Here is a 19978-nt window from a genome sequence, read left to right as displayed (position 1 = left end):
TGATTTTTGATATTCTAAATTGAAGAATTCAGGGCTTGTGCACAAATGAACACGTACTCAAGTTACGCAATCGATTGCGAATTTTTGAAAGATATTTTACTCCCGGAAAATCTCTCTGAAGCATTCTATTTCAAATTATCTACTTTTGTGCATGCTAGATTTTAATGAAAGGCGGACGGTTTTTGTCACATGTAAGGATCGGTCCGTTGACTATTTGGAAAAGGAAATCCGTGAGTTGGGATTTTTTCCTGAGAAAGTGCACCGAACTGGAGTGGAGCTCAAAGCCTCTCTGGAGGATTGCATGGATTTGAACCTTCATCTCCGTACTGCTTCTCATGTGCTGTTTGAGATTCGGAGTATTTATCTACATCAGGCTTCTGATATCTACCGGAGAATCAAGGCCTTGCCTTGGGAAGATTATCTAGACGTAGATGGCTATTTTTCGGTCAATTCGGTGGTAGAAAATGACACAGTTACCACCCCATTAATTGTCAATGTCAAAGTAAAAGATGCAATTGTAGATCGTTTTCGAGAGAAATTTGGAAGGAGACCTGACTCGGGTTCGGAGTTTTCAGGTTTAGTCATTCAAGTGTACTGGAAAGGGACACAGGCGCAAATTTATCTCAATACGACAGGAGATACCCTTGCCAAACATGGCTACAGGAAGATTCCCGGAAAAGCTCCTATGATGGAGGATCTAGCCGCAGCGACAATCATGGCTACCGAATGGAATACACGCGTACCATTCATCAATCCCATGTGCGGCTCAGGTACTTTGGCCATTGAAGCTGCCTTGATGGCATGCAAGCGCTTTCCGGGGCTTTACCGGGATCATTATGCTTTCATGAGTATTTTAGGATATCCTGAGGAAGCTTATCAAGCTAAGATGAAAAAGCTCCGAGATAAGGTCATAGACAATCCAGGAGTGAAAATAATAGCTTCGGACATTTCGCTGCAGGCTATTTCTTTTGCAAAGGAAAATGCCGCAACGGCCGAGGTCGAGCATCTGATTGATTTTCAGGTATGTGATTTTGCAGAGACGGAAATCCCCGAAAAGCCCAAAGGTGTTATCATGTTCAACCCAGAATATGGAGAGCGATTGGGAGAAGAGGAAGAGTTGGCAGAAACCTACAGCCGAATCGGTGATTTTTTAAAACAAAAGTGTGCGGGTTACAGAGGCTACATTTTTACGGGGAATCTTAGCCTTGCCAAAAAAGTAGGTCTTCGGGCTAGTCGAAGAATTGAATTCTGGAATGGAACAATAGATTGTCGCTTATTAAAATACGATCTCTACGAGGGGAAAAAAGAAGAATAAAAAAAACCGGGGTTAAGCCCGGTTTTCTTGTTATTGATGTTCGTCTCGAAGTAAATCATTGACGGTTTTTACTGGATTGAAAGTGATCAAAGGAACTTCCACAAAGAGTGTATTCCATCCAGCCATCGAGCCGTTCCAAAGACCGGGAAGTTCAAGCGCTTTTAGCTCCCTTCCACTTTTTGATTTCTCCGTAATAAAACCGGTCTTCATGTCTCGGTACTGAAGTAAATCAAATTTTTCACCCTTGTAATTTCTCGTTCCGCAAACCAAATCCACTGGATTAAAATGAGTAGCTGCCTGCAAATGCCGTTCGGAGTTTGGATCTTCCAAATTGATTTGGGCAGTTTCCAAAATTTGCAATGATTGGGAGCCGTCTTCTTCGGCTATCCAGAATGGTCCTCCTCCGGGCTCTCCGGTATTTTTCACCATACCACAAACTCGGATTGGTCGATTCAGCTTTCCCTTGAGAAAACTAAACTGCTCCATGCGAGGCATTCCATCAAATCTTGCCGGAAGCTTTCCTCCCAAATCTTCCACGTAAACTTTCTTTGCCCGATCGATGGCCGCAGGGGATATTTCGGTTTCAAGTTCTTCCAGTGCTTCGAATACTTTTCCTTGTACTTCCAGCAGGAGCCCACCGATTGCTTGTTTGTACTCTACCGTGGCTTGCTTGATTCGATCAGGCACCACGTTATCGATATTTTTGATAAAGATTAGATCAGCATCGATGTCATTTAGATTTTCGAGCAGTGCCCCGTGTCCTGCAGGTCGGAATAGAATACTCCCATCTTCCTCGAGGAAAGGCTCATTATCCATGGTGACAGCAATGGTGTCTGTGCTCTTTTTCTGTTGTGAATAGCTGACCTCGAACTTAAGGCCCGTTTCCTTTTGAAGGTGTGGAACAATGCTATCGATCTCAGTTCTAAACTTCTCTTCGTGTTCAGGAGAGACAGTAAAATGGATTTTTACGATTTTTCCTTTCCCGACAGCGTACTGACTTCCCTCTATCAGGTGCTCAAAAGCTGGTGTGCGTGCCCCGGATTCATAGCTATGAAACTTCAAGAGTCCCTTTGGGAGACTTCCATATCCCAATCCGTCATCATTAAGTAATGCAGCTAAAATCTCTTTATAATCTTTACGGTCCAAGCAGTCTGAAATGCTTGTTCCTCTGGTTTTTAAGACTTCGTCAAGATCTTGATAGAAGGCGAATTTTTCGATTCTATCCATAAACTTCTGGACAAAACCACTTTTGCTTATGTCACCGTCGCCATCCAAAAAGGCGAAAAGATCCTTGAACATTCTGGATGCAGCTCCTGAGGCAGGGACGAATTTGACAACTTCGATTTCAGCAGCTTTTTTTGGATAGGTTTCCTGAAAATGGTCCAAATCTTCATCTGACATGATTCGAATACCATTATTGGGAGTGGCAGGTCCTGTGATTTCTAAAAAAGGAAAGCCCGTTTTGAAATTTTCGATTTGCTGAGAAACGGTCTCTTGGTCCATTCCCTGCTTTTTGACTAGTTCGATTAGTTCAGTGTTCATGAATTTCGGTTTTTGAAAAGTATCCTTTAAGATAGCAGTCTATCTTACTTTGCTCAAAAAAGCAGTAATTTTTTTCCAAAAAATGCAATTTTCAATTTAGAAACCCATTCTTTTTAGAAACTCATCTTTTTTGCTTGGCGAAAGATTTGCTTGTTTGCCTCCATTCATGATTATGTAGCCTCCATCAGATCGAACGTATTTCTTGACTTCCTGTAGATTGATCAAGAAACTATTATGCGTTCGCATAAAATGCTGGTTTTGAAGGATTATTTCGTATTCTTTGAGATTTTTACTGACGAGAAGCTCTTTGCCACCAGACAGGAAAAACTTGGTATAAGAGCCAGCTGCTTCGCAAAACAAAATATCCTTTATGGGGATAAATTCCACTCCTTCGGCCGTAGAAAGGCAAATTTTTAGGTGCTCACTTTGTGGATTGGTAAGGTTGCCAAGAAGATTTTCTATAAGCTCCTGTCGGTTTTCACTTTCTTTTCGTTCAATTGCTTTTTGTACCGCAGCTTGAAGCTCTTCCAAATCAATGGGTTTTAGTAGATAGTCCAATGAGCTAAACTTGATAGCTTTGATTGCATAGTGCTCGAAGGCCGTAGTAAAAATCAACTGAAAATTAAGATGATTTAGTCGCTGAAGAACATCAAATCCAGTTCCCGTCTGAAGTTCAATATCTAAGAAAATCAACTCAGGTCTATGCACAGCTATTTTATTTACTGCATCGTCTACATTGGTGGCCTCTTCGACAAGTTGGACTTCAGGACAATATTCCCTAAGAAATCCCTTCAGAGTTTCCCTGCTGTGGAACTCATCCTCTACGATTAGGGCTGTGATTTTAGGGTTCATAGTTTTGGTAATTTGATGATGACTTTGGTTCCTTTTTCTAGATCTTCCAGATGGATTTGTGTCTTTTTGGAGTTTCCATTGACCAACTTAAGTCTTTCCTCAGTGATACTGATACCCCTGGATGGTCTATGATCCAATGGCCTCAGTTTGGCGGATGCTTTTCTTCCGATTCCATTATCCTCTATTTCGCATCGAAAGTGGTTCTCCTCTTCAATAAAACGAATCCAGAGTTTTCTTTCCCCTGTTTGTTTGGGCATTAGACCATGCTTTAAAGCATTCTCCACGAATGGCTGCACGATGAGCATAGGCACTTCGAAAAAGCTCAGATCAGTATTGTCCGGCGTAATGATTTGGTACGAAAATGCATGATCAAAGCGAAGCGATTCTAGGTCAAGATATACCTTGAGTAGTTCGATTTCTTTTTCAAGACTGACATTCACATCAATGGAACTTTCCAAAACTTGTCTTACAAATTTGCTGAACTTGGTCAGATAGGAGAGGGCAGCCTCCTTTTGACCTGAGCTGATAAGATGTTGGATAGAGCTTAAACTATTGAAGATAAAATGGGGATTTATTTGTGCTCGAAGGGCCCCCATTTTGGTAGAAAAGGCCGATTTTTCAGCTTCACGCTTTTCGAGGTGGATTACTTTGATTTTGTAGGCCAGCCCCAAGGCAAAAATGGTGCTTTCAATCGCCGAACCGGCTATCATGTAATCCAAATCAAGAAAAAACATAGTCATCAATGCTCCTGTGGTGAAAATCAAAGTGCCCGCAATCACAAAATATTTTAGATTTCCCGGGTATTTGAAGTACAGGTATATCACTCCTCCAAATGCAAAACTGGCCATAAAATACCGCTGAAAATCCATCAGTTGTGTTTGGATTATACTATATGGATTTTGCCAGATCATAATTGAAAGGACCATTATCAAAACTGTCAGCCCTCCTGCTATCCATTTGATAAGAAGATCAAATCGAGGCATTATTCTGGGTAAATCGAGGAAATGCCTGATAAATAACAAGTAGACCAGATTGATGCCCAGCTGAGAGATAGTTCCTAACCAGAAATAGAGGTGATACTGCTTGTAGCCAAAGGCATTAGCCAGATAGGGGCTTATTTGGGAAAAGTAAACAAGCTGTAGAATAAGAAAACTGCCATAATAGATGTATTGCTTTTCTCTCATGTAGAAAAAGAGAATGAGATTAAAAACTGTCAATACGGCCGCGGCCCCCAAGAAGAAAAATCCTAATACCTGACTCCGGAAAGAAGCAGGGCTTATGAAGCCATAAAAGCTTCTGTGTGAAATCTGATCAGAGAAATAAAAGACCTTATTATCCAAGAGTGGCGTCCTTCTGTAAAATTTGGCCTTGAGATATAATTTGTAATCTGGAAATAAATCTTGGGTGGAAATAGCCACATAAGTCGTGTAAGTAAGATCATTCCGTTTTAGGTCATTTTTACCGATTCGGGTCAAAGTCAAGGAGTCAATTTGGCTCTGTTTCCACAGGTAAAGCTGACTGAATTCTAAAGTGCCTGGGTAGAGATAAATCGAATCTTGCTTTGAAAGTGCCTCAGAGTAGGCTGAAAAATCAAGAGTAAACCAATACTCATGTCGGTAGTCTGCGATACCGGCCTCTGGGGACGGTTTTAGATTCAAAGAGTCAATTTGATAAAGGAAATCCCAAAGAGTGACAGAAGTGTCGAAATTATAGATTTCGGGCTTGATAGCTTCATTGAATAAGATGCTCTGGGACCAAGCACAAAATGTCTGAAGGTAAATAGCCAAAAAAAACAAAAAGAATGGCTTCATAAAATAGGAAGTGCTAAGTTGACGATTTTGCAATGCTGCCCCTTATCCAGACAGGGTTCTTCTTTGGTTTCTACCTTAATATCTACTGTATTTACCTGGTTGATCAGGTCAATAATTGAATTCCAGGGGAGTACAGTTTGCCCGTTTCCGTTCTTTCTGTCTTTTTTTGCACGTGTAGAATCATTGATTCTGACCTGTAGTTTTACAAATTCTCCGCAGAGATCAAACCTCACAAAGATGGAAATCTCTCCATCAGCTTTTTGGATCTGTTCTTCCAGCAGGTTTTCTATGAGATTTTGTACGACTATACTGGGGATTTTGAGATTTTCCTCATTTAAACCCTCCGATACTTTGATCTCATAAGTAATTTTTTGTCCATATCGGAGTTTTTGAAGCTCCAAATACCACTTGACCATTTGGATTTCTTTGCCAAGCCAGGCAAACTCTTCTTTCAATTGGCTTAAAAAATATCTGAGGAGCTTTCCGAAAATATTCAAAAAACGAATAGAAGTACTCTTATCCTCTGACAGAATATGGTTTTGAATGGCATTCAGAGAATTAAATACAAAATGAGGGCTTAACTGTGCAGATAGGGCTTCAAGTTGTAGCTGGTAGCCTTTTCGTTGTAGTTCAAGACGGATTTGTTGTTCCTCTTTGGCTTTTTTTTCAGCCCTGATTCTGGCAATTTGTCCGGAATAAATGGATGCTACAGCAGTCAAAATCTGGAGATGCTGCTGGGAAAAAAAATTAGCCTCCGAATTTTCACTATCGATTACTCCGATTACTTTTCCTTCCAGAAGGATAGGGACTGCTATCTCAGAAAGCCTGAAATGGTCGTCCGGAATGTAATCGCTATCTTCTCTTGTGTCATTTATTATTGTGGGAAGTCCTTTAGAAGCTACCTTTCCTGTGATCCCTTCTCCTATTTTTATTTTAAGTGGGTTGATTATCTCCTTTTCATTTGGGTTTTTTGGCCCTATTGCGGCTTTTTGGACTAGATAGTTTCCTTCTACCAAATAAATGACTGCATCTTCAAATCCCAATATCCCTATACAATTTTTGACTAGATCCCATACCACATCCTCCTCTTCCATCAGGTGGTGAAGTGAGCTGGAAAAGTGGAGAAGGATTTCTTCAATTTCCTTGGGCTGGATTGTTTTCATATCCCTGAGATTCAAGTCTTCTGGAATTTAAGAAATGTAAAATTAAATGGGTAATGTGACGCCATTAATAAATAGCAGATACTTTCAAAAGTAGTCTTCTAATCAATGAGGGCACTGTTTGATTGATCAAATTCCATTTCTGATTGACGGTTTGTGCTTTTGACTTGATATTTTTTTAAAAGACTGGATTTCTGAGCTTTTGGGCTTGATTTTTTAACCAATCAATTGAAATGTGATTTCTGTCAAGGCAGATTTGGGATGTGTGAAAAAGGCCCAAATCGATTGAAATCCTCCCACTATGTTTGAATCGTCCGAAGGGAAGTTCCCTTCAAATAACGAAACCAATCAAACTTTATAACAAATGAAAAAGTCAATTTTAATCTTGGGAGTGATTACACTATCAGCATCACTTTCTCTCGCTCAGAACACATCTACATTGATGCAAACAGGAACCGACAACAGTGCGGTAGTGAATCAAATCGGAAAAGACAATTCCTCGGTGATTGATCAAAAGGGATCAACCAATTTGGCAGCTGTTCAGCAAGGAAACTTTGGTGGGGATGCGAACCCTTCTAATGATGCTAAGGCATTTATCCGTCAGGTGGGTTCTTTTAACAATGCTTCCATCTCTCAAAAACAAGCATCACCTCAAGGTACATTGGTGAGTTCTCATGAAATCGTCCAGAATGGTAGAGAGAATTTCGCCAATCTACGCTCATTTGATGGTGGAAATAAGGGCTATGTATTTCAGGATGGTATAAGTAACCAAGCATATGGAAGTCAAAATTCCTCCGGAAATTCTCTGAAAATCGAACAATTCGGAAATCTGAATATAGCGGAGGTTGACCAACTTTTATCAAGTAATGGACTCGCCGAAATCTACCAGGAAGGAATTGAAAATAGAGCAAAGACCTACCAAGTTGGTAATGCCAACAGGGCATTCTTAGGTCAGGTAGGGGATCGAAATATTGCTCTTGAAATCAATCAAACCGGAAATGGTAATCTTTTGGGAGTCAGACAAGAGGGTGATGATAATACCTCGATTGTCAATCAAGATGGTAATTTCAATGTCGGCTCTATCAATATTCTAGGAGACGGAAACCTTTCCGTTTTATCTCAAACAGGCACTCAGCATGTCTCAGCTCAATTTGTGGTAGGAAGCGGAAATGTCTCTGTAGTCACTCAAAACTGATAAATCACACAGCCTGGCCAATTTAAAACTGGCCAGGTTTTTTTCCGCCTAAATCATACAAGGCCCGAAAAGTTCTACTACCATGAAGAATCCTAATTTAATTTTCCGTCCGATTATAGGAATGGTATGGCTGTTCCTTTTTCCGTTCGTTGTAATGGCCCAGGAGCTCCAAACAGCGACTATTGAGCCATTTTATCTAGATGAAAGTCACACCTCTCTTCGCCAAAAAGGGAATCTGGCGCGTATGGTACAAGTTGGAGATCAAAATATATCCTGGGCTCAACAGCAAGGGGAAAATACGCTTCAAATGAGTCAAAGTGGTTTTTCCAATTCTAATTTCAGCAAACAAGAAGGGATTCAAAATCAGATAACCCTTACCCAAATTGGAAATTTCAATGAGTCCAATCTACAAGTCTTCGGCAGCAATACTAATATCTATTCGCTTCAGACTGGGGATGAAAATCAACTGGTGGCCAAAATTGAAAATCGATCAGAAACCCGTCATTATAGCTCATTCACCCAGCAGGGGAGGGGAAATCAAATCGATTTGATACTAATTGGGGAAGGATCACTAGCATCCATAGTCCCGAGAATTGAAGTGTCTCAACAGGGTCAGGGGCATGTGTTAAATGGGGTTCTTGATTCCTATCATAGCCCTATATCAGTGACACAGACGGCCGGTGCAGGTGGAGCAGGGATGCGATTAAATATTTCATCTAGTGCTTTTACATTTCCAAAACAGTGATAGGGTTTCCTATCAGTTTACAAAATAATTAACATTCGATATCATTAAATAAATAGAAATAAGTATGCTTAAACAAATAGTATTAATAGGGTTTATTGTGCTTATAAGCTGTAAATCCTATGGTCAGAATGAAATTCCACCATTCAGCACTCATCAAAAAAATATATATGCAGAATTTCTGGGAAGTCATTTACTGGTGGGAGTGAATTTTGATATGAGACTAAAAAAAGGAAGAATGGATGGTATAGGTTTTAGAGCAGGCATTGGTGGATTATCAACTACTGGGTTTGATCAAAATACCGAAATAAATCTTGGTTTGGTGACATTTCCAATTGAGTTCAACCACTTAGTTGGTAAAAAAAGAAGTTCATTTGTTACTGGAGCCGGGATACTTCCGGTATACGCTACCTTTAGCTCAGATGGTGAATTGACTGACTATGAATTTGTTCGTGAGGAAGGCTTTGGCTTGGTCGGGGGGTTTTTTACGATGGGATATAGGTTTCAACCTAAGGAGACCGGCCTTATGTTTCAATTTAATTGGAATCCACTCATTCTACGCGGTAGTGGTTTTCATATAGGTTGGCTTGGTATAGGATTGGGAATCGGATTTAAATAGGTTACTAATTTAAGTCAAACCATAACTACCTAAAGTTTGATCATATTTCATTTTATCACCGATTTTAAGGCCGAATTTGAAATTTGAATAGAAAAGTCTTTAAGCGATTTTGTTGAATCTTAAAGGTTTGATTTTGCTACTCTCTCGTAAATCGAGAGAGTTTTTTTATCTCTCTCTCCTTAGAATTGACCGATCGCCCTTTTGAATTGATGAATCGTAAAAAGCCCCAAAAATTTATCTCTTTATCACTGAATTTTTGCCTCATCAATTGAAATATATCTTTTGTCAAATCATAGAGATGATAGGTGAAATTATCTAAAAATCAATCGATTACAGCTGCTAAGTTTGAATCGTCGGAAGGGAAATTCCCTTCAAAACACGAAACCAATCAAACATAATAAAAACATGAGAAAGTACATTTTAGCAATCGGTGTAGGAGCATTACTTTACGGCTCAGGATGTGATTCGATGAATCAGGAAAACACAGTACCTGTAGATTTGGAGCAGCAGGAAATTCATTCAGAAGAAGGTGGGGAAAATTATCGTCGAGGGTTTAATTTTCCAAAGCTTGAACTAAAGGCTAAGAGGAATTATCGAATGATGGAAAATGCCTATCAAATGTTTCCGTCTTATTTGCCTTTGCAAAAGGTGGAGGGAGCATATGAGACTAGCAGAAGTCGTGAACAATTCGTGGAAAAAATGATTATGGCTTCTCTTGAGATTTTTGATAATAACATTCAGCGAAGTGGAAGATTCCTAAGTCCGCTATCAAGAAGAAATCATCAATCTTTAGTAGCAGATGAGCATGAGGTAGAATATGATATTTTGGCTGGGAAATTTAAGGATGATGATGAGGCCTTAGCAACTCTTGCAGGTTTTTTAAAAATTGGTGACATTAAAGGGGAATCACAAGACAAAAAATACAAAGGGGAATCACAAGACAAAAAATACCCGATTTTCAAATTTGTCGGAAACAGCTCTACTACATCAGGAGATGATTGTAAAGGAAAGGGACCCTGGTGTGATAGTATCCCTCCCATCAAACAGCCTGATATCGAGAAATTAGTTGATTGGTTGTCCGTATTGGCACGCACTCAAGCCCAACCAGCAGCTTTGGCTCAGCAGCTTGATATTCTAAGCGGTGAACTGGATCAGCGAATAATTATAGGATTGCTCCTTCCTGCGGTACAAAAGCAGGCAGATGTTCCGCAAGCTAATGCAGATGGTGAACATAAGGATTGGATAAATATTGAGAGTGTAGGCAGATCTTATGGATTGGAGCTCGGTAAATCAGCTGGTACATACATGGCTTTTGGGGCAGGAGGCTCAATTTTTGGTCTAGTGAATGAAAAATATGATGCCTCTGGTGATATGGATTGGGCTACTATTCAGCTGAACCGAAGAAAGTTCGAATTTGAGATGCTTCTACTTTGGTCTAAATGGTGGGAGGCTCAGCAAGAAAGAGATCCTGCAAGAGGTTAATGAAATAGTTAATTGTTAGATTAAAAACCGGATCTTTTGATTCGGTTTTTTTTGTGCCAAAATCCTTATATCATCTTCGTGAATCTGGAGTATTCGGGGGTATCCTCCCGTGACTTGGGCATCGCTTAGCAAGCAAATGAGTTTTCCCCCCGGTGTCAGTTGAACAGTTCCCGGGTATACTGGCGTGGTGTATATTTCTGAGAGTTGATTAGGAAAAGATTCTTCAAGCTGGATAGCCATGCTGTTTTTTAAGGTTGAAATGGTGAATTCAAGGCCCATAATTTCTTCCTTCTCACTTTCAGAGAGTTGGTAAAATTCTGGTCCTGCATACACTCTTATTGTTGATTCCGAGAGGTATTTATAGTCCCAATTTGCTTGACTAGATGTCTGAATGATAGGTGTTTCATGATTGGTAAAATAGGGGATAAAATCTCCCTTTTTTATAAAATCTTGATCACTGATTCCTGTGAAATAGCTTCTCGAACCAAGCAAAGAGGGACTTCGGAAGCCCCACTTTATTCCGAGGTATAGAATACTGCCTGATTCAAAGTTTCCAATTTCTAGCTTTGACCCTTCCAAAATAGGAATAAGACCAGATGAGCCAGCTTCCTTCCCATTCAAAAATACTTGAGCTTTAGCACCAGCAAGGCAAATCAGAGTCGGAGCGTCAAATCGAATGGAGAAACCTGGTTGGGTGATTTCCAGAACGGCGTCATCTTGGTGGTTTCTCAGTAAATGGTTTACCCATAGATAGGCTAAATGATCCAATGGACCTGCTTGAGCGATCCCATATTCAGCCATCCCATTCCGTCCCAGATCTCTGATTTTGGTGCCTGGGCCAGTTTTCAAAATGCTGGCAGATGCAGGGTCTTTGATCATGACTGTCCTAGAGTTTTGGAGCTAGCTGATAATTCATCAAATTCTTCCTCAGATATCGGATAAAATCGAATGAAGTCTCCGGGTTGCGGATTCACCGGAGGGTTTTGATCTTTGTCGAAAATTTGAATTGGAGTTTTTCCAATAATATGCCATCCTCCTGGGCTTTCTAGGGGATATATCCCTGTTTGCTTCCCTCCAATAGCTACTGATCCTGCGTCAATCTTTCGATCAGGAATGCGTTTTCTAGCCGATATCAAATCTGGATGCAGACCTGATAAATACATGAATCCCGGCAAAAAGCCATAAAACTCCAATACATATTCACTCTGACTGTGAATCTGAATCAGGTTTTCTTTGGTAATGGCTTTCTCCTTACAAAGCTGATCTAAATCCTTTCCGAATTTTCCTCCATAGCAGACTGGGATTTCCCAAGTTTGGGGTTTTAAATCTTCTGAGTTAAAGCATTTGGGAAGTGAAGTATAGAAATCCTCCGGACCTTCATTTTTCCAAACAATACTGATAGTCTGATACCCCTGTCTGATTTCAAGGAGTTTTGAATGGTATTGATTCTCCAGCCATTTTTTAAGGCCAATTCTAGTGTTGCGAAGGCTGCTTGAGGGTTCTTCCTCCCAAAACAATTCCCATATTCTTGGGGTGATTTTCCTTAATTCTGGTCTTTTGACTACCATTTACTAAAGATTTTGGGAAGAAAATCAAGAATCCCCGGATTGTCTCCGTGAAAGCAGATCGTTTCTGCCGACAGTTTAATCTCTTTGCCGCTTTTGGTATGGATTTTTGACTCTTTTAACATCGGAGAAATGTGTGCTTCAATTTCCTCAAAACTTGTTAGAAGTGCTCCTTTTTCAGTTCTTGGGAGTAAGAGTAATTGATCCGTGTAAGCTCGATCTCCAAATAGCTCTTTTCTGGTTTTTAGCCCCACAAATTTTGCAGCTCGCTCCATTTCCGAAAAAGGAGGTACGAAGACGGGGATCTCCGGAAATTCGGAGTATAAAAATTCACTCAACCAATTGGCAAGTTCTGGCTGTGATGCTGCATCATTATAGAGCGCCCCATGAAATTTGATATGGTCAAAATCCATTTCCTGAGCTTGAATTACTTCTTGAAATAAATGGATCTGCTCGAGCAAGGTATCCAGCAATTGCATCCGATGCATCCGGTAGGATTTTCTGCCGAAATTTTTCCGGTCAGGGTAGGAGGGATGAGCTCCTACTTTTTTTTCCAATTCGCCACAGGCTAATACCGTCTCCCGAATACTGTCTCGATCTCCGTAATGTCCACCGCAAGCCACAGATGCAGCGTGGAGGTATGGGATCAGTTTTTTTTCGTGGGGAACTCCTTCTCCTAAATCGATATTGATTTGTAGGCTTTTCTGCATGAGGGAAGTTAGGAAATTCAGAAATGATTTTTGCCTTCGACATTACCAATTGTCTCAAAATTGACTTGAATGGCTATGTTTTTTAATTTTAACGTATGTGAAACAAAAACCTAAATTCTTATGGGAAGAGGAGATTTGAAATCCAGACGAGGAAAAATCAATCGTGGAACTTTCGGAGCAAGTAGACCCAAAAAGGAAGCGAATCGCCAAGCGAGGCGCCTGAAATTGGGTTTAGAAAAAAATGAATGATTGATGTACCAGGGGCTTCGGCCCCTTTTTTTATCCTCTAGGCTGAATCATCAATACTTCCTTTGTTTTCTTGTCAATCAGGACGGTCAGAGGTCCCTTGATCAAATCTTCAAATGTTTTGAAGGTTACAAAAAATTGATTTTCTGATTCTTTTACAACTGCATCTTCCCAAGACTCAGTCAGCGATTCTCGATCAACTGGCTCCAAGGCATCAAATGCTATTTTTCGGATTTTTTCAAAAGCTTTTTGATTCATGATTTCCTAAAGGTTATTGTAATGCTTGATCCATTCATTTAGCTGTTTGAAGTCCAGTTTCCCTTCGGCCACTTTGAGGTGATGCAAGATAGCCAAAGACTTTTTCATTCGACTTTCTGGATTTTTTACTTTGGTGACCAAATAGATTAATGATCGCTGCTTTCCTGGAGTAAGGGAGTTGAAATATTTTTGACCTTCTTCATCTTGATCCAAAAGTACCTCAAACTCTTCAGGGACTTCATGACCATACTCGCTCTGATCTTGCTCTAGCGTAATGACGCAGGCGTTGCTTTCCTTTACACCAAGCTTTTTTCTAAGATTTTTGGTTATCAGAATATACCAATATTCCCTAGCCTTCATCAATGCAACATGGAAAGGACCTTCTTCCTCAAACCAGGCCAATACTCTCCGGTTATCATCACGAATCATTGAAATAGCTACCTCATCCGGCACCGGGAAGTGATACTGCCAATGATTGTAGTCAAAGGCTGATAGTTTGCTGGGGAATTTTTGTCTCACTCTTTTATCAGTTTGACGGCGATCTCGCCTTCATTAAGCTTAAGGGTTAAAATCAGCTCTTCGACTGTGACTTGAAAGCTGCGGATATTCTTCAATTCGCCAGTCAGGGTATTGAGTAGTTCCACTCGATAGGTTCCCGGCGGTACATTCAGCTTTAGGTAGCTGGACTGTTCTCCTGCCTCGACCACAAAGAATCCATACCCCTGATTTCCATTTTTCATGGCATAGGTTAGGAATCCAGGAGACCCAATTACCACATCCTGATCAGGAGTGAGGAATTTCAAGTCAAAGGAATGGAAGAAGTCATGGAGGATTTTCAACTGCTTTCTAAGACTCACACTACCACCTCCAGGTGCTTCATTCACAAGTGTGCCATCTTCTTTACTGGTGAAAAATGAATAATCTAAATTATTGAAAAGCCCTCCGCCAGAAAATAAAAATGCCCAAGCCTGTCTTCGGTAAACCATGTCGGAGTTTCCGGCAAACCCTGATTCATCAAAGCCAATTACCCGATCCCAATGATAATTCATAGTGGCAGATTGGGGCCAGTTGTAGTGAAAATTAAGAATGGAAATATGCTCGGATATTTTGGAAAGCGGTGCGTAGAAGTTTGAATAGTTCTGGGCGATCAGGTGCTTCTTGGGAAGGCCGCTTTCTGATTCTACAATGGTTTTGACCATTTCATCTTGCCAAGCCAAGGAAAGTGAGTCTGCAATGTCGATTTTTTCTGTCCAGTCAGCATCTAATGAATATTGATTTTTCAGATTTAGGATGGATCGACCTCGGTCGGACCAAGGCTCATTTTGGATTTCAAAGAAGAAGTTCGGGTATGGGTTGAGTTCTTTCACCAACTTGCTGACATAAGACTTTTGAAGTTCGAGCAAGGATCCGTTTCGAGTAGTGTGTACCAGTTTTCGCTCAAGTGGAGCTGCTGAATCTATTCTGTTTAAAGGGTTTTGGGGGTTGATTTCCCAGTGTTCATCTGTGTAAATGGAAGAGAAAAAAGTAACTTCTACGATGATGTCGAGCTCCTCAGCCAGCCTCATAAACTCATGTAATCTCTCAAAATAGGTGGGGTTATAGCTTGACCAGTCGTACAAAATTCTTCCGTCACGCTCCACGGTATTCCAGGGTGTGATTACCCGGTTTTTCTCTGGTGCTAGCGTGTTGTATTTGATCCCAAAGCTGGTAGAAGCTATTTCAAAATAACTTCCCATAAAAATCCGGGTATAGTTCATGCCCTCTTGATGTAGTGTCCTCAAGTATTTCTCAAAGTCAAAATCCAAATTCACCAAGGCACCATAATGTTCAGCTGAAGTAATTAGGGCTAATGGTTTTCCCTTGTATTCGAAATAGTGAGGGTTTTCCGGCAAGAGTTTGATCGGCTCTTGGCAGAAGGCTATCGAATGGAAAGAAAGTAGTAATAGGGTTAGAAAAATTGGAAAGGGTTTCATTGCTCGGTTATTTTTATCAAATTAAGAATTAATACTTACAAGTTAAATCTTCATTTTAGATGCTTTCTGTAGCATAAATTTAATTCATGCCCCTTCGATCAAAATTACCCCACGTAGGTACCACCATATTTACGGTCATGTCTCAAATGGCCAAAGATCATAATGCTATCAATTTATCTCAAGGCTTTCCAGGCTTTGATTCCGATCCAGTGCTCTTGGAGTTGGTAGCCAAGTACACAAGAGAAGGGTTTAATCAATATGCTCCGATGTCGGGCGTTCCCGCCCTCCGAGATGTGCTATCAGCCAAAACAGAACTTTGCCATGCATATAGACCTAATCCAGAAACTGAAATTAGTATAGTTTCAGGGGCTACCGAGGCTATTTTTTGTGCGATCACAGCGGTGGTTAAGCCTGGAGACGAAGTCTTGATTTTGGAGCCTGCTTATGATAGCTATGAGCCTGCAATTCTCCTCAGTGGTGGAATTCCCATTCATATTCCTTTGAAAAAAGGCGATTTTTCAATCGATTGGGAAAGGGTTATTTCCTCCGTGACTTTTAAAACCAAGGCAATCGTAATCAACACTCCTCACAATCCTTCCGGCTATGTTTGGTCTTCTTCGGATTTGGATCATTTGGCCCAACTGATAAGGGATCGAAATATCTTTGTGATCAGCGACGAAGTATATGAGCATATCACTTTTGATGAGAGAAAGCATCTGTCTCTCATAGGACATGAAGAGTTGAGGGAAAAGTCATTCGTATGCGGATCATTTGGCAAAACCTTTCATGTGACAGGATGGAAAGTAGGGTTTTGCATCGCCCCACCAGAACTGATGGAGGAGTTTCGGAAGATTCATCAATTTGTCACTTTCAGCACGGTGACGCCAATCCAATATGCCTTGGCAGAATACCTGAAGACTCCATCTAATTATGAATCAGTTTCTGAATTCTATCAGAAAAAGCGGGATTTTTTCTGCCAGGGATTAAAAACAACAGGCTTGGAATTTAGTCCTGCGCAAGGAAGCTTTTTTCAGATGGCCTCCTATGGTCACCTATCAGATATCTCAGATAAGGAATTGGCGGAGCGTATGACAAAAGAGCTCAAAGTTGCCTGCATCCCCGTTTCGGCATTTTATCACAATGGGCAGGACCATAAGTTTATTCGATTTTGCTTTGCAAAAGAAGATTCTGAGTTGCAGGAGGCACTAGGAAGATTGGAGGGTTTGAAACGAATTCTATAAAAAAACCGGCAACGTTTCCGCTGCCGGCAGGCTGTGTTAAGTTCCTGTTTTTCAAGGAATCAGGCCAAAGACTTTCTACAAAATTCCAAACATTTTTGTACTTCAGAGACAGGATCTGAATTTTCAGGAACTTGATATTCCAATTCGATCGTAGCTGGAAATTTGTATTTGTTTTTTTGCATCATTTTCAAAACATCTCCAATCGGAGTGTCTCCAGTCCCCCAAGCTACATTTCCATTACCATGCTCAGGTGTCTGCCTGTCCTTGGTATGCATACTGAGAATCCGCTGATGGTTTTTTTCAATCAGTGGAAAAAGATCTTGGTGTCCTGCAGCGATATAGTGACCCATATCTAGATTTAGTGCATTGTTTGGGCTCTGAGCCAAGGCGGTGTCCCAAAAGTCAAAAGTTTGCTGCTCATGACCATGATAGGCTACAGACAATTTATTTTGCTCGCCCATTTTGCCCAGCTTGAGTGTATGCGCATCATTAGATGGATGCTCTAGCGTGACATGAGAAGCTCCCAAAGCTCTCGCTGCTTTCATTCCATAGGCGATTTCTGCATCGGTATTATTAGGGCCGAAAGCACTGGGCTTGAAGGCATAAATGCTTACACCTGCATCCTTGTACATCTTTCGAAGCTTTTCAAATGGAGCCATATCGGCACTTGCTCTCCAATCAGCCACAGCTTTTGAATAAGCGTCTGCCTCCGATTGGATATCCTTCAACTCTTTTTGCTCATCTTCGGTCAAATTTTCTCCGGCTCTAGCTTTCCGGCCAAGTTGCCAGGCTTTCCTGCGATCAAAATTAGCCTGAGGCATTCCGGCAAAACTCTCCACTGGATCTCCCATCAATTCGATTGCTGAAATTCCACTGTCAACGACATACTTTAGAGTAGCTTCTGCGCTTTGGTCAGGAAGAGATCGAAAGGAATAGGTGATACAGCCGATTTGTACGCCATTGATTCGACTATCGGGCTTGTTCCAGCTTTTAATTATTGCTGGTGCACCCTTCAATAATCCCGGAGCTACCACAAGTGAGGCCACTCCAATTGCAGATTTTACGAGAAATTCCCTTCTGTTTTTCATTTGTAATAATAGGTTTGAGAGCAAGTTTGGCTTTCTATTGTGTCAATTTAAATGAATAGAAACGAAATTCAGAATTTTTCTTACGTATTTTTTAATTAATTTTTCAATTAGTCTAGAAAGTCGGTGTTATTCAGCAGGTTTTTTCTTAGCTGAACAGCTGATTTTATGCGATTGAAAAGTTTTTTGCAGGTTTTTATTCGCTTGTTTCTAGCTTAGGATCAATAAAACCTTAAAATCATGAAGAAATTTAATTTATCACAATGGCTATTGGTTCTCCTGCTGGTGATTTCAGCAGGCTTAACTACGCATGCTCAGTCGGAGAAAAGTCTCCTGTGGAAGATTAGTGGGAATGGACTAGTTGAAGATTCTTATCTGTTTGGTACCATTCATTTGATCTGTCCTGATCAGTTTATGATGGATGATAGAATCAAAGAGGCCTTTGAAAATACTGATCAGCTTGTGATGGAGCTCGATATGGATGATCCTACGATGCAGCAGAAAATGCAGCAACTTTCGCTAAATGCCGGAATGAAAAACCTCGAACCTCAGATCAAGGAAGAATATAAAGAGGCTCTGAATAAGTTTTTGATGGAAAATTATGGTGCTAATATCTCCCAGTTTGGAGTGCTTAAGCCATTTGTGCTTTCGAGCATGATTATGCTGAAGCAGCTTCCTTGTGAGCAGATTGAAAGCTATGAGCTGTTTTTTACCAATCTAGCAACTGAACAGCAAAAGGAGATTTTGGGCTTAGAAACGGTTGAATTTCAGATGCAGGTTTTTGATCAGATCCCCATTGATTATCAGCTAGATGAGTTGGGTAAAATGGTTACCGAGGATTATACACAAAAGGAGTTTGCCAAAATAATTGAAGCCTATCAGGCCGAAGATTTGGATCAATTGTATAAAATGATAGCTGAATCAGGCACTATGACCGGGGATTTTGCGGAGATCATGCTAGATGACAGAAATGAAGAATGGATTGATGATATGGAAAATCTCATGAAGGAAGAAGCAACCTTTTTTGCGGTAGGTGCGGGACATCTCGGTGGAGAAAACGGTGTGATAAGCTTACTTGAGAAAGCTGGGTACAAAGTAGAGGCTGTGAAGTAAAATGAATATGCTGAGAGGAACTCCAGTAAAACTTAACCATACGCAATTATATTGGGTGTTTCAGGTTCTAGGCTGGAGTTCCATAGTTTTTGTGGAGACGGTCAATTATACCTTTTTTATTTTTGGACAGTTTCAGTGGGAATATTTTTTCCAGTTTCTTGTAATGGCAAGTTTAGGGGTTTTGGTTTCTCATTTCTACAAAAAATGGTTTATACCGAAATCAATCTTTGAAAAAGATCTATCGCGGATTTGGATCAAGGGAGTTTTTGATGTTTTGGTAATTTCATTTTTGATGACCTTTTTTCTATATGTTCCAATGACTGTATTTACCAATCCAGATGACTTTTCAAAAAGGGAGTTCTGGATCAGCTTTTTTGGGCAGGTGATGAATCTTGGAAGGTACGTGATGGGTTGGGTAGTGATTTATTATCTGTATCACATCATGAAACAGAATCAATACGTAAAGGAACAAAAGCTCATCTTAGAGAATGCTGCCAAATCAGCAGAACTTGAACTTCTGAAAAATCAACTTAATCCCCACTTTTTATTCAATTCATTGAATTCCATCAAAGCTTTGGTTTTGATCGATCAGGAAAAGGCCAGAGATGGAATCATCAAACTTTCAGAGCTCTTGAGATTCTCTTTGAACTATGAGCGGGTGACTTTGATAGCCATTCAAGATGAAATGAATGAAGTTCAAAAATATTTGGAGTTAGAAAAAATTAGGTTTGGGGATAGGTTGGAATTAGAAATCCAGCTAGAGGAGGATACCATGGAGCTCAAAATTCCTCCTGCCATGGTTTTGACCCTTGCTGAGAATGCAATCAAGCATGGAATAAGTCAGGTTCCCGATGGAGGTAAGGTAAGGGTGGTCTGTCAAAAGCGAAAAGGGAATTTGAGGATTATGGTTACAAACCCTGGTAGCTTGGATGGAAAGCAAACATTTGGGATCGGTTTAAAAAATGTGACTAAGCGATTACAAGCACTATATGGTAATGATGCTTCCTTTGAATTGGTCAGGAATGCTAAAGAAGAGATTGAGGCTAGAATATTGATTCCAAATATTTGA

20 protein-coding genes are annotated in these 19978 nt (G+C 40.5%); 9 read left to right on the top strand and 11 right to left on the bottom strand.

The window, feature by feature from the left end; genetic code table 11:
- The first annotated feature begins 151 nt into the window (after positions 1 to 151).
- Entirely contained in the window at positions 152 to 1315 is a 1164-nt protein-coding gene (locus G457_RS0108015; protein WP_026946008.1) for a THUMP domain-containing class I SAM-dependent RNA methyltransferase, read from the top strand.
- Between the two features lie 30 nt (positions 1316 to 1345).
- Here G457_RS0108015 and G457_RS0108010 read toward each other — a convergent pair whose 3' ends face one another.
- From G457_RS0108010 to G457_RS21210, 4 genes are all read right to left on the bottom strand, one after another.
- Positions 1346 to 2857, bottom strand: coding sequence for a DUF4301 family protein (locus tag G457_RS0108010; protein ID WP_026946007.1), 1512 nt, complete (start codon positions 2855 to 2857; stop codon positions 1346 to 1348).
- 96 nt (positions 2858 to 2953) lie between these two features.
- Positions 2954 to 3709 carry a LytR/AlgR family response regulator transcription factor gene (locus G457_RS0108005; protein WP_026946006.1) on the bottom strand — a complete coding sequence of 252 codons (756 nt, stop codon included), beginning with the start codon at positions 3707 to 3709 and terminating at the stop codon, positions 2954 to 2956.
- Positions 3706 to 5520 carry a sensor histidine kinase gene (locus tag G457_RS22215; protein WP_051260755.1) on the bottom strand — a complete coding sequence of 605 codons (1815 nt, stop codon included), beginning with the start codon at positions 5518 to 5520 and terminating at the stop codon, positions 3706 to 3708. Before G457_RS22215 ends, G457_RS0108005 begins: the two co-directional genes overlap by 4 nt.
- Entirely contained in the window at positions 5517 to 6683 is a 1167-nt protein-coding gene (locus G457_RS21210) for a histidine kinase (protein WP_051260754.1), read from the bottom strand. Before G457_RS21210 ends, G457_RS22215 begins: the two co-directional genes overlap by 4 nt.
- 361 nt (positions 6684 to 7044) lie before the next feature.
- Between G457_RS21210 and G457_RS0107980 the strand changes: the two genes are divergently transcribed.
- The 4 genes from G457_RS0107980 (at position 7045) to G457_RS0107965 (ending at position 10718) form a co-directional block, all read left to right on the top strand.
- A complete protein-coding gene (locus tag G457_RS0107980) occupies positions 7045 to 7875 on the top strand; it encodes a hypothetical protein (RefSeq protein ID WP_035483413.1) in 831 nt (276 codons plus the stop codon).
- A gap of 82 nt (positions 7876 to 7957) precedes the next feature.
- Complete coding sequence (locus G457_RS0107975; protein ID WP_155847106.1) at positions 7958 to 8620, top strand: hypothetical protein; 663 nt, start codon at positions 7958 to 7960, stop codon at positions 8618 to 8620.
- Between the two features lie 64 nt (positions 8621 to 8684).
- Complete coding sequence (locus tag G457_RS0107970) at positions 8685 to 9236, top strand: hypothetical protein (protein ID WP_026946003.1); 552 nt, start codon at positions 8685 to 8687, stop codon at positions 9234 to 9236.
- A 405-nt stretch (positions 9237 to 9641) separates the two neighbouring features.
- On the top strand, positions 9642 to 10718 hold the full coding sequence (locus tag G457_RS0107965) for a hypothetical protein (protein ID WP_026946002.1): 1077 nt from the start codon (positions 9642 to 9644) through the stop codon (positions 10716 to 10718).
- A gap of 15 nt (positions 10719 to 10733) precedes the next feature.
- Here the strand turns inward: G457_RS0107965 and G457_RS0107960 are convergent, their stop codons facing one another.
- The 3 genes from G457_RS0107960 to G457_RS0107950 are packed head-to-tail and all read right to left on the bottom strand — an operon-like array spanning position 10734 to position 12993.
- Positions 10734 to 11597 (bottom strand): 5-oxoprolinase subunit C family protein, encoded by an 864-nt coding sequence (locus G457_RS0107960; RefSeq protein ID WP_026946001.1) that lies wholly within the window; start codon positions 11595 to 11597, stop codon positions 10734 to 10736.
- Positions 11594 to 12286: a 5-oxoprolinase subunit PxpB gene (gene pxpB, locus G457_RS0107955; protein WP_026946000.1), complete on the bottom strand. Its 693-nt coding sequence runs from the start codon at positions 12284 to 12286 to the stop codon at positions 11594 to 11596. Before pxpB ends, G457_RS0107960 begins: the two co-directional genes overlap by 4 nt.
- Positions 12280 to 12993 (bottom strand): LamB/YcsF family protein, encoded by a 714-nt coding sequence (locus G457_RS0107950; protein ID WP_035483411.1) that lies wholly within the window; start codon positions 12991 to 12993, stop codon positions 12280 to 12282. Before G457_RS0107950 ends, pxpB begins: the two co-directional genes overlap by 7 nt.
- Before the next feature lie 120 nt (positions 12994 to 13113).
- Between G457_RS0107950 and G457_RS23155 the strand changes: the two genes are divergently transcribed.
- A complete protein-coding gene (locus tag G457_RS23155; RefSeq protein WP_081701399.1) occupies positions 13114 to 13242 on the top strand; it encodes a 30S ribosomal protein THX in 129 nt (42 codons plus the stop codon).
- Between the two features lie 30 nt (positions 13243 to 13272).
- Here the strand turns inward: G457_RS23155 and G457_RS0107940 are convergent, their stop codons facing one another.
- The 3 genes from G457_RS0107940 to G457_RS0107930 are packed head-to-tail and all read right to left on the bottom strand — an operon-like array spanning position 13273 to position 15470.
- Positions 13273 to 13497: a hypothetical protein gene (locus tag G457_RS0107940; RefSeq protein ID WP_026945998.1), complete on the bottom strand. Its 225-nt coding sequence runs from the start codon at positions 13495 to 13497 to the stop codon at positions 13273 to 13275.
- Between the two features lie 6 nt (positions 13498 to 13503).
- Positions 13504 to 14016 carry a YdeI/OmpD-associated family protein gene (locus tag G457_RS0107935; protein ID WP_026945997.1) on the bottom strand — a complete coding sequence of 171 codons (513 nt, stop codon included), beginning with the start codon at positions 14014 to 14016 and terminating at the stop codon, positions 13504 to 13506.
- Positions 14013 to 15470: a hypothetical protein gene (locus tag G457_RS0107930; RefSeq protein WP_026945996.1), complete on the bottom strand. Its 1458-nt coding sequence runs from the start codon at positions 15468 to 15470 to the stop codon at positions 14013 to 14015. Before G457_RS0107930 ends, G457_RS0107935 begins: the two co-directional genes overlap by 4 nt.
- Positions 15471 to 15556: 86 nt before the next feature.
- Between G457_RS0107930 and G457_RS0107925 the strand changes: the two genes are divergently transcribed.
- On the top strand, positions 15557 to 16711 hold the full coding sequence (locus tag G457_RS0107925; RefSeq protein WP_026945995.1) for a methionine aminotransferase: 1155 nt from the start codon (positions 15557 to 15559) through the stop codon (positions 16709 to 16711).
- Between the two features lie 59 nt (positions 16712 to 16770).
- Here G457_RS0107925 and G457_RS0107920 read toward each other — a convergent pair whose 3' ends face one another.
- A complete protein-coding gene (locus G457_RS0107920; RefSeq protein WP_026945994.1) occupies positions 16771 to 17799 on the bottom strand; it encodes a sugar phosphate isomerase/epimerase family protein in 1029 nt (342 codons plus the stop codon).
- A 237-nt stretch (positions 17800 to 18036) separates the two neighbouring features.
- On the opposite strand from G457_RS0107920, the gene G457_RS0107915 reads away from it, so the two are divergent.
- Positions 18037 to 18909, top strand: coding sequence for a TraB/GumN family protein (locus G457_RS0107915; RefSeq protein WP_026945993.1), 873 nt, complete (start codon positions 18037 to 18039; stop codon positions 18907 to 18909).
- Between the two features lie 7 nt (positions 18910 to 18916).
- Positions 18917 to 19978: a sensor histidine kinase gene (locus G457_RS0107910; RefSeq protein WP_162142694.1), complete on the top strand. Its 1062-nt coding sequence runs from the start codon at positions 18917 to 18919 to the stop codon at positions 19976 to 19978.

Source organism: Algoriphagus marincola DSM 16067 (genome assembly GCF_000429405.1).
In the GTDB taxonomy this organism is placed as follows: domain Bacteria; phylum Bacteroidota; class Bacteroidia; order Cytophagales; family Cyclobacteriaceae; genus Algoriphagus; species Algoriphagus marincola.
The sequence above is the reverse complement of the archived record's forward strand: the minus strand, read 5'-3'. Positions and strand labels throughout refer to the sequence as shown.

What these genes read in the sequence shown, in the direction of transcription:
- G457_RS0107920 (WP_026945994.1), bottom strand. Translation starts at nt 17,799, where the DNA reads ATGAAAAACAGAAGGGAATTTCTCGTAAAATCTGCAATTGGAGTGGCC.
- G457_RS0107965 (WP_026946002.1), top strand. Translation starts at nt 9,642, where the DNA reads ATGAGAAAGTACATTTTAGCAATCGGTGTAGGAGCATTACTTTACGGC.
- pxpB (WP_026946000.1), bottom strand. Translation starts at nt 12,286, where the DNA reads ATGGTAGTCAAAAGACCAGAATTAAGGAAAATCACCCCAAGAATATGG.
- G457_RS0107915 (WP_026945993.1), top strand. Translation starts at nt 18,037, where the DNA reads ATGAAGAAATTTAATTTATCACAATGGCTATTGGTTCTCCTGCTGGTG.
- G457_RS0108005 (WP_026946006.1), bottom strand. Translation starts at nt 3,709, where the DNA reads ATGAACCCTAAAATCACAGCCCTAATCGTAGAGGATGAGTTCCACAGC.
- G457_RS0107980 (WP_035483413.1), top strand. Translation starts at nt 7,045, where the DNA reads ATGAAAAAGTCAATTTTAATCTTGGGAGTGATTACACTATCAGCATCA.
- G457_RS0108015 (WP_026946008.1), top strand. Translation starts at nt 152, where the DNA reads ATGCTAGATTTTAATGAAAGGCGGACGGTTTTTGTCACATGTAAGGAT.
- G457_RS0107950 (WP_035483411.1), bottom strand. Translation starts at nt 12,993, where the DNA reads ATGCAGAAAAGCCTACAAATCAATATCGATTTAGGAGAAGGAGTTCCC.
- G457_RS0107960 (WP_026946001.1), bottom strand. Translation starts at nt 11,597, where the DNA reads ATGATCAAAGACCCTGCATCTGCCAGCATTTTGAAAACTGGCCCAGGC.
- G457_RS0107930 (WP_026945996.1), bottom strand. Translation starts at nt 15,470, where the DNA reads ATGAAACCCTTTCCAATTTTTCTAACCCTATTACTACTTTCTTTCCAT.
- G457_RS0107970 (WP_026946003.1), top strand. Translation starts at nt 8,685, where the DNA reads ATGCTTAAACAAATAGTATTAATAGGGTTTATTGTGCTTATAAGCTGT.
- G457_RS0107975 (WP_155847106.1), top strand. Translation starts at nt 7,958, where the DNA reads ATGAAGAATCCTAATTTAATTTTCCGTCCGATTATAGGAATGGTATGG.
- G457_RS0108010 (WP_026946007.1), bottom strand. Translation starts at nt 2,857, where the DNA reads ATGAACACTGAACTAATCGAACTAGTCAAAAAGCAGGGAATGGACCAA.
- G457_RS23155 (WP_081701399.1), top strand. Translation starts at nt 13,114, where the DNA reads ATGGGAAGAGGAGATTTGAAATCCAGACGAGGAAAAATCAATCGTGGA.
- G457_RS21210 (WP_051260754.1), bottom strand. Translation starts at nt 6,683, where the DNA reads ATGAAAACAATCCAGCCCAAGGAAATTGAAGAAATCCTTCTCCACTTT.
- G457_RS22215 (WP_051260755.1), bottom strand. Translation starts at nt 5,520, where the DNA reads ATGAAGCCATTCTTTTTGTTTTTTTTGGCTATTTACCTTCAGACATTT.
- G457_RS0107910 (WP_162142694.1), top strand. Translation starts at nt 18,917, where the DNA reads ATGCTGAGAGGAACTCCAGTAAAACTTAACCATACGCAATTATATTGG.
- G457_RS0107925 (WP_026945995.1), top strand. Translation starts at nt 15,557, where the DNA reads ATGCCCCTTCGATCAAAATTACCCCACGTAGGTACCACCATATTTACG.
- G457_RS0107940 (WP_026945998.1), bottom strand. Translation starts at nt 13,497, where the DNA reads ATGAATCAAAAAGCTTTTGAAAAAATCCGAAAAATAGCATTTGATGCC.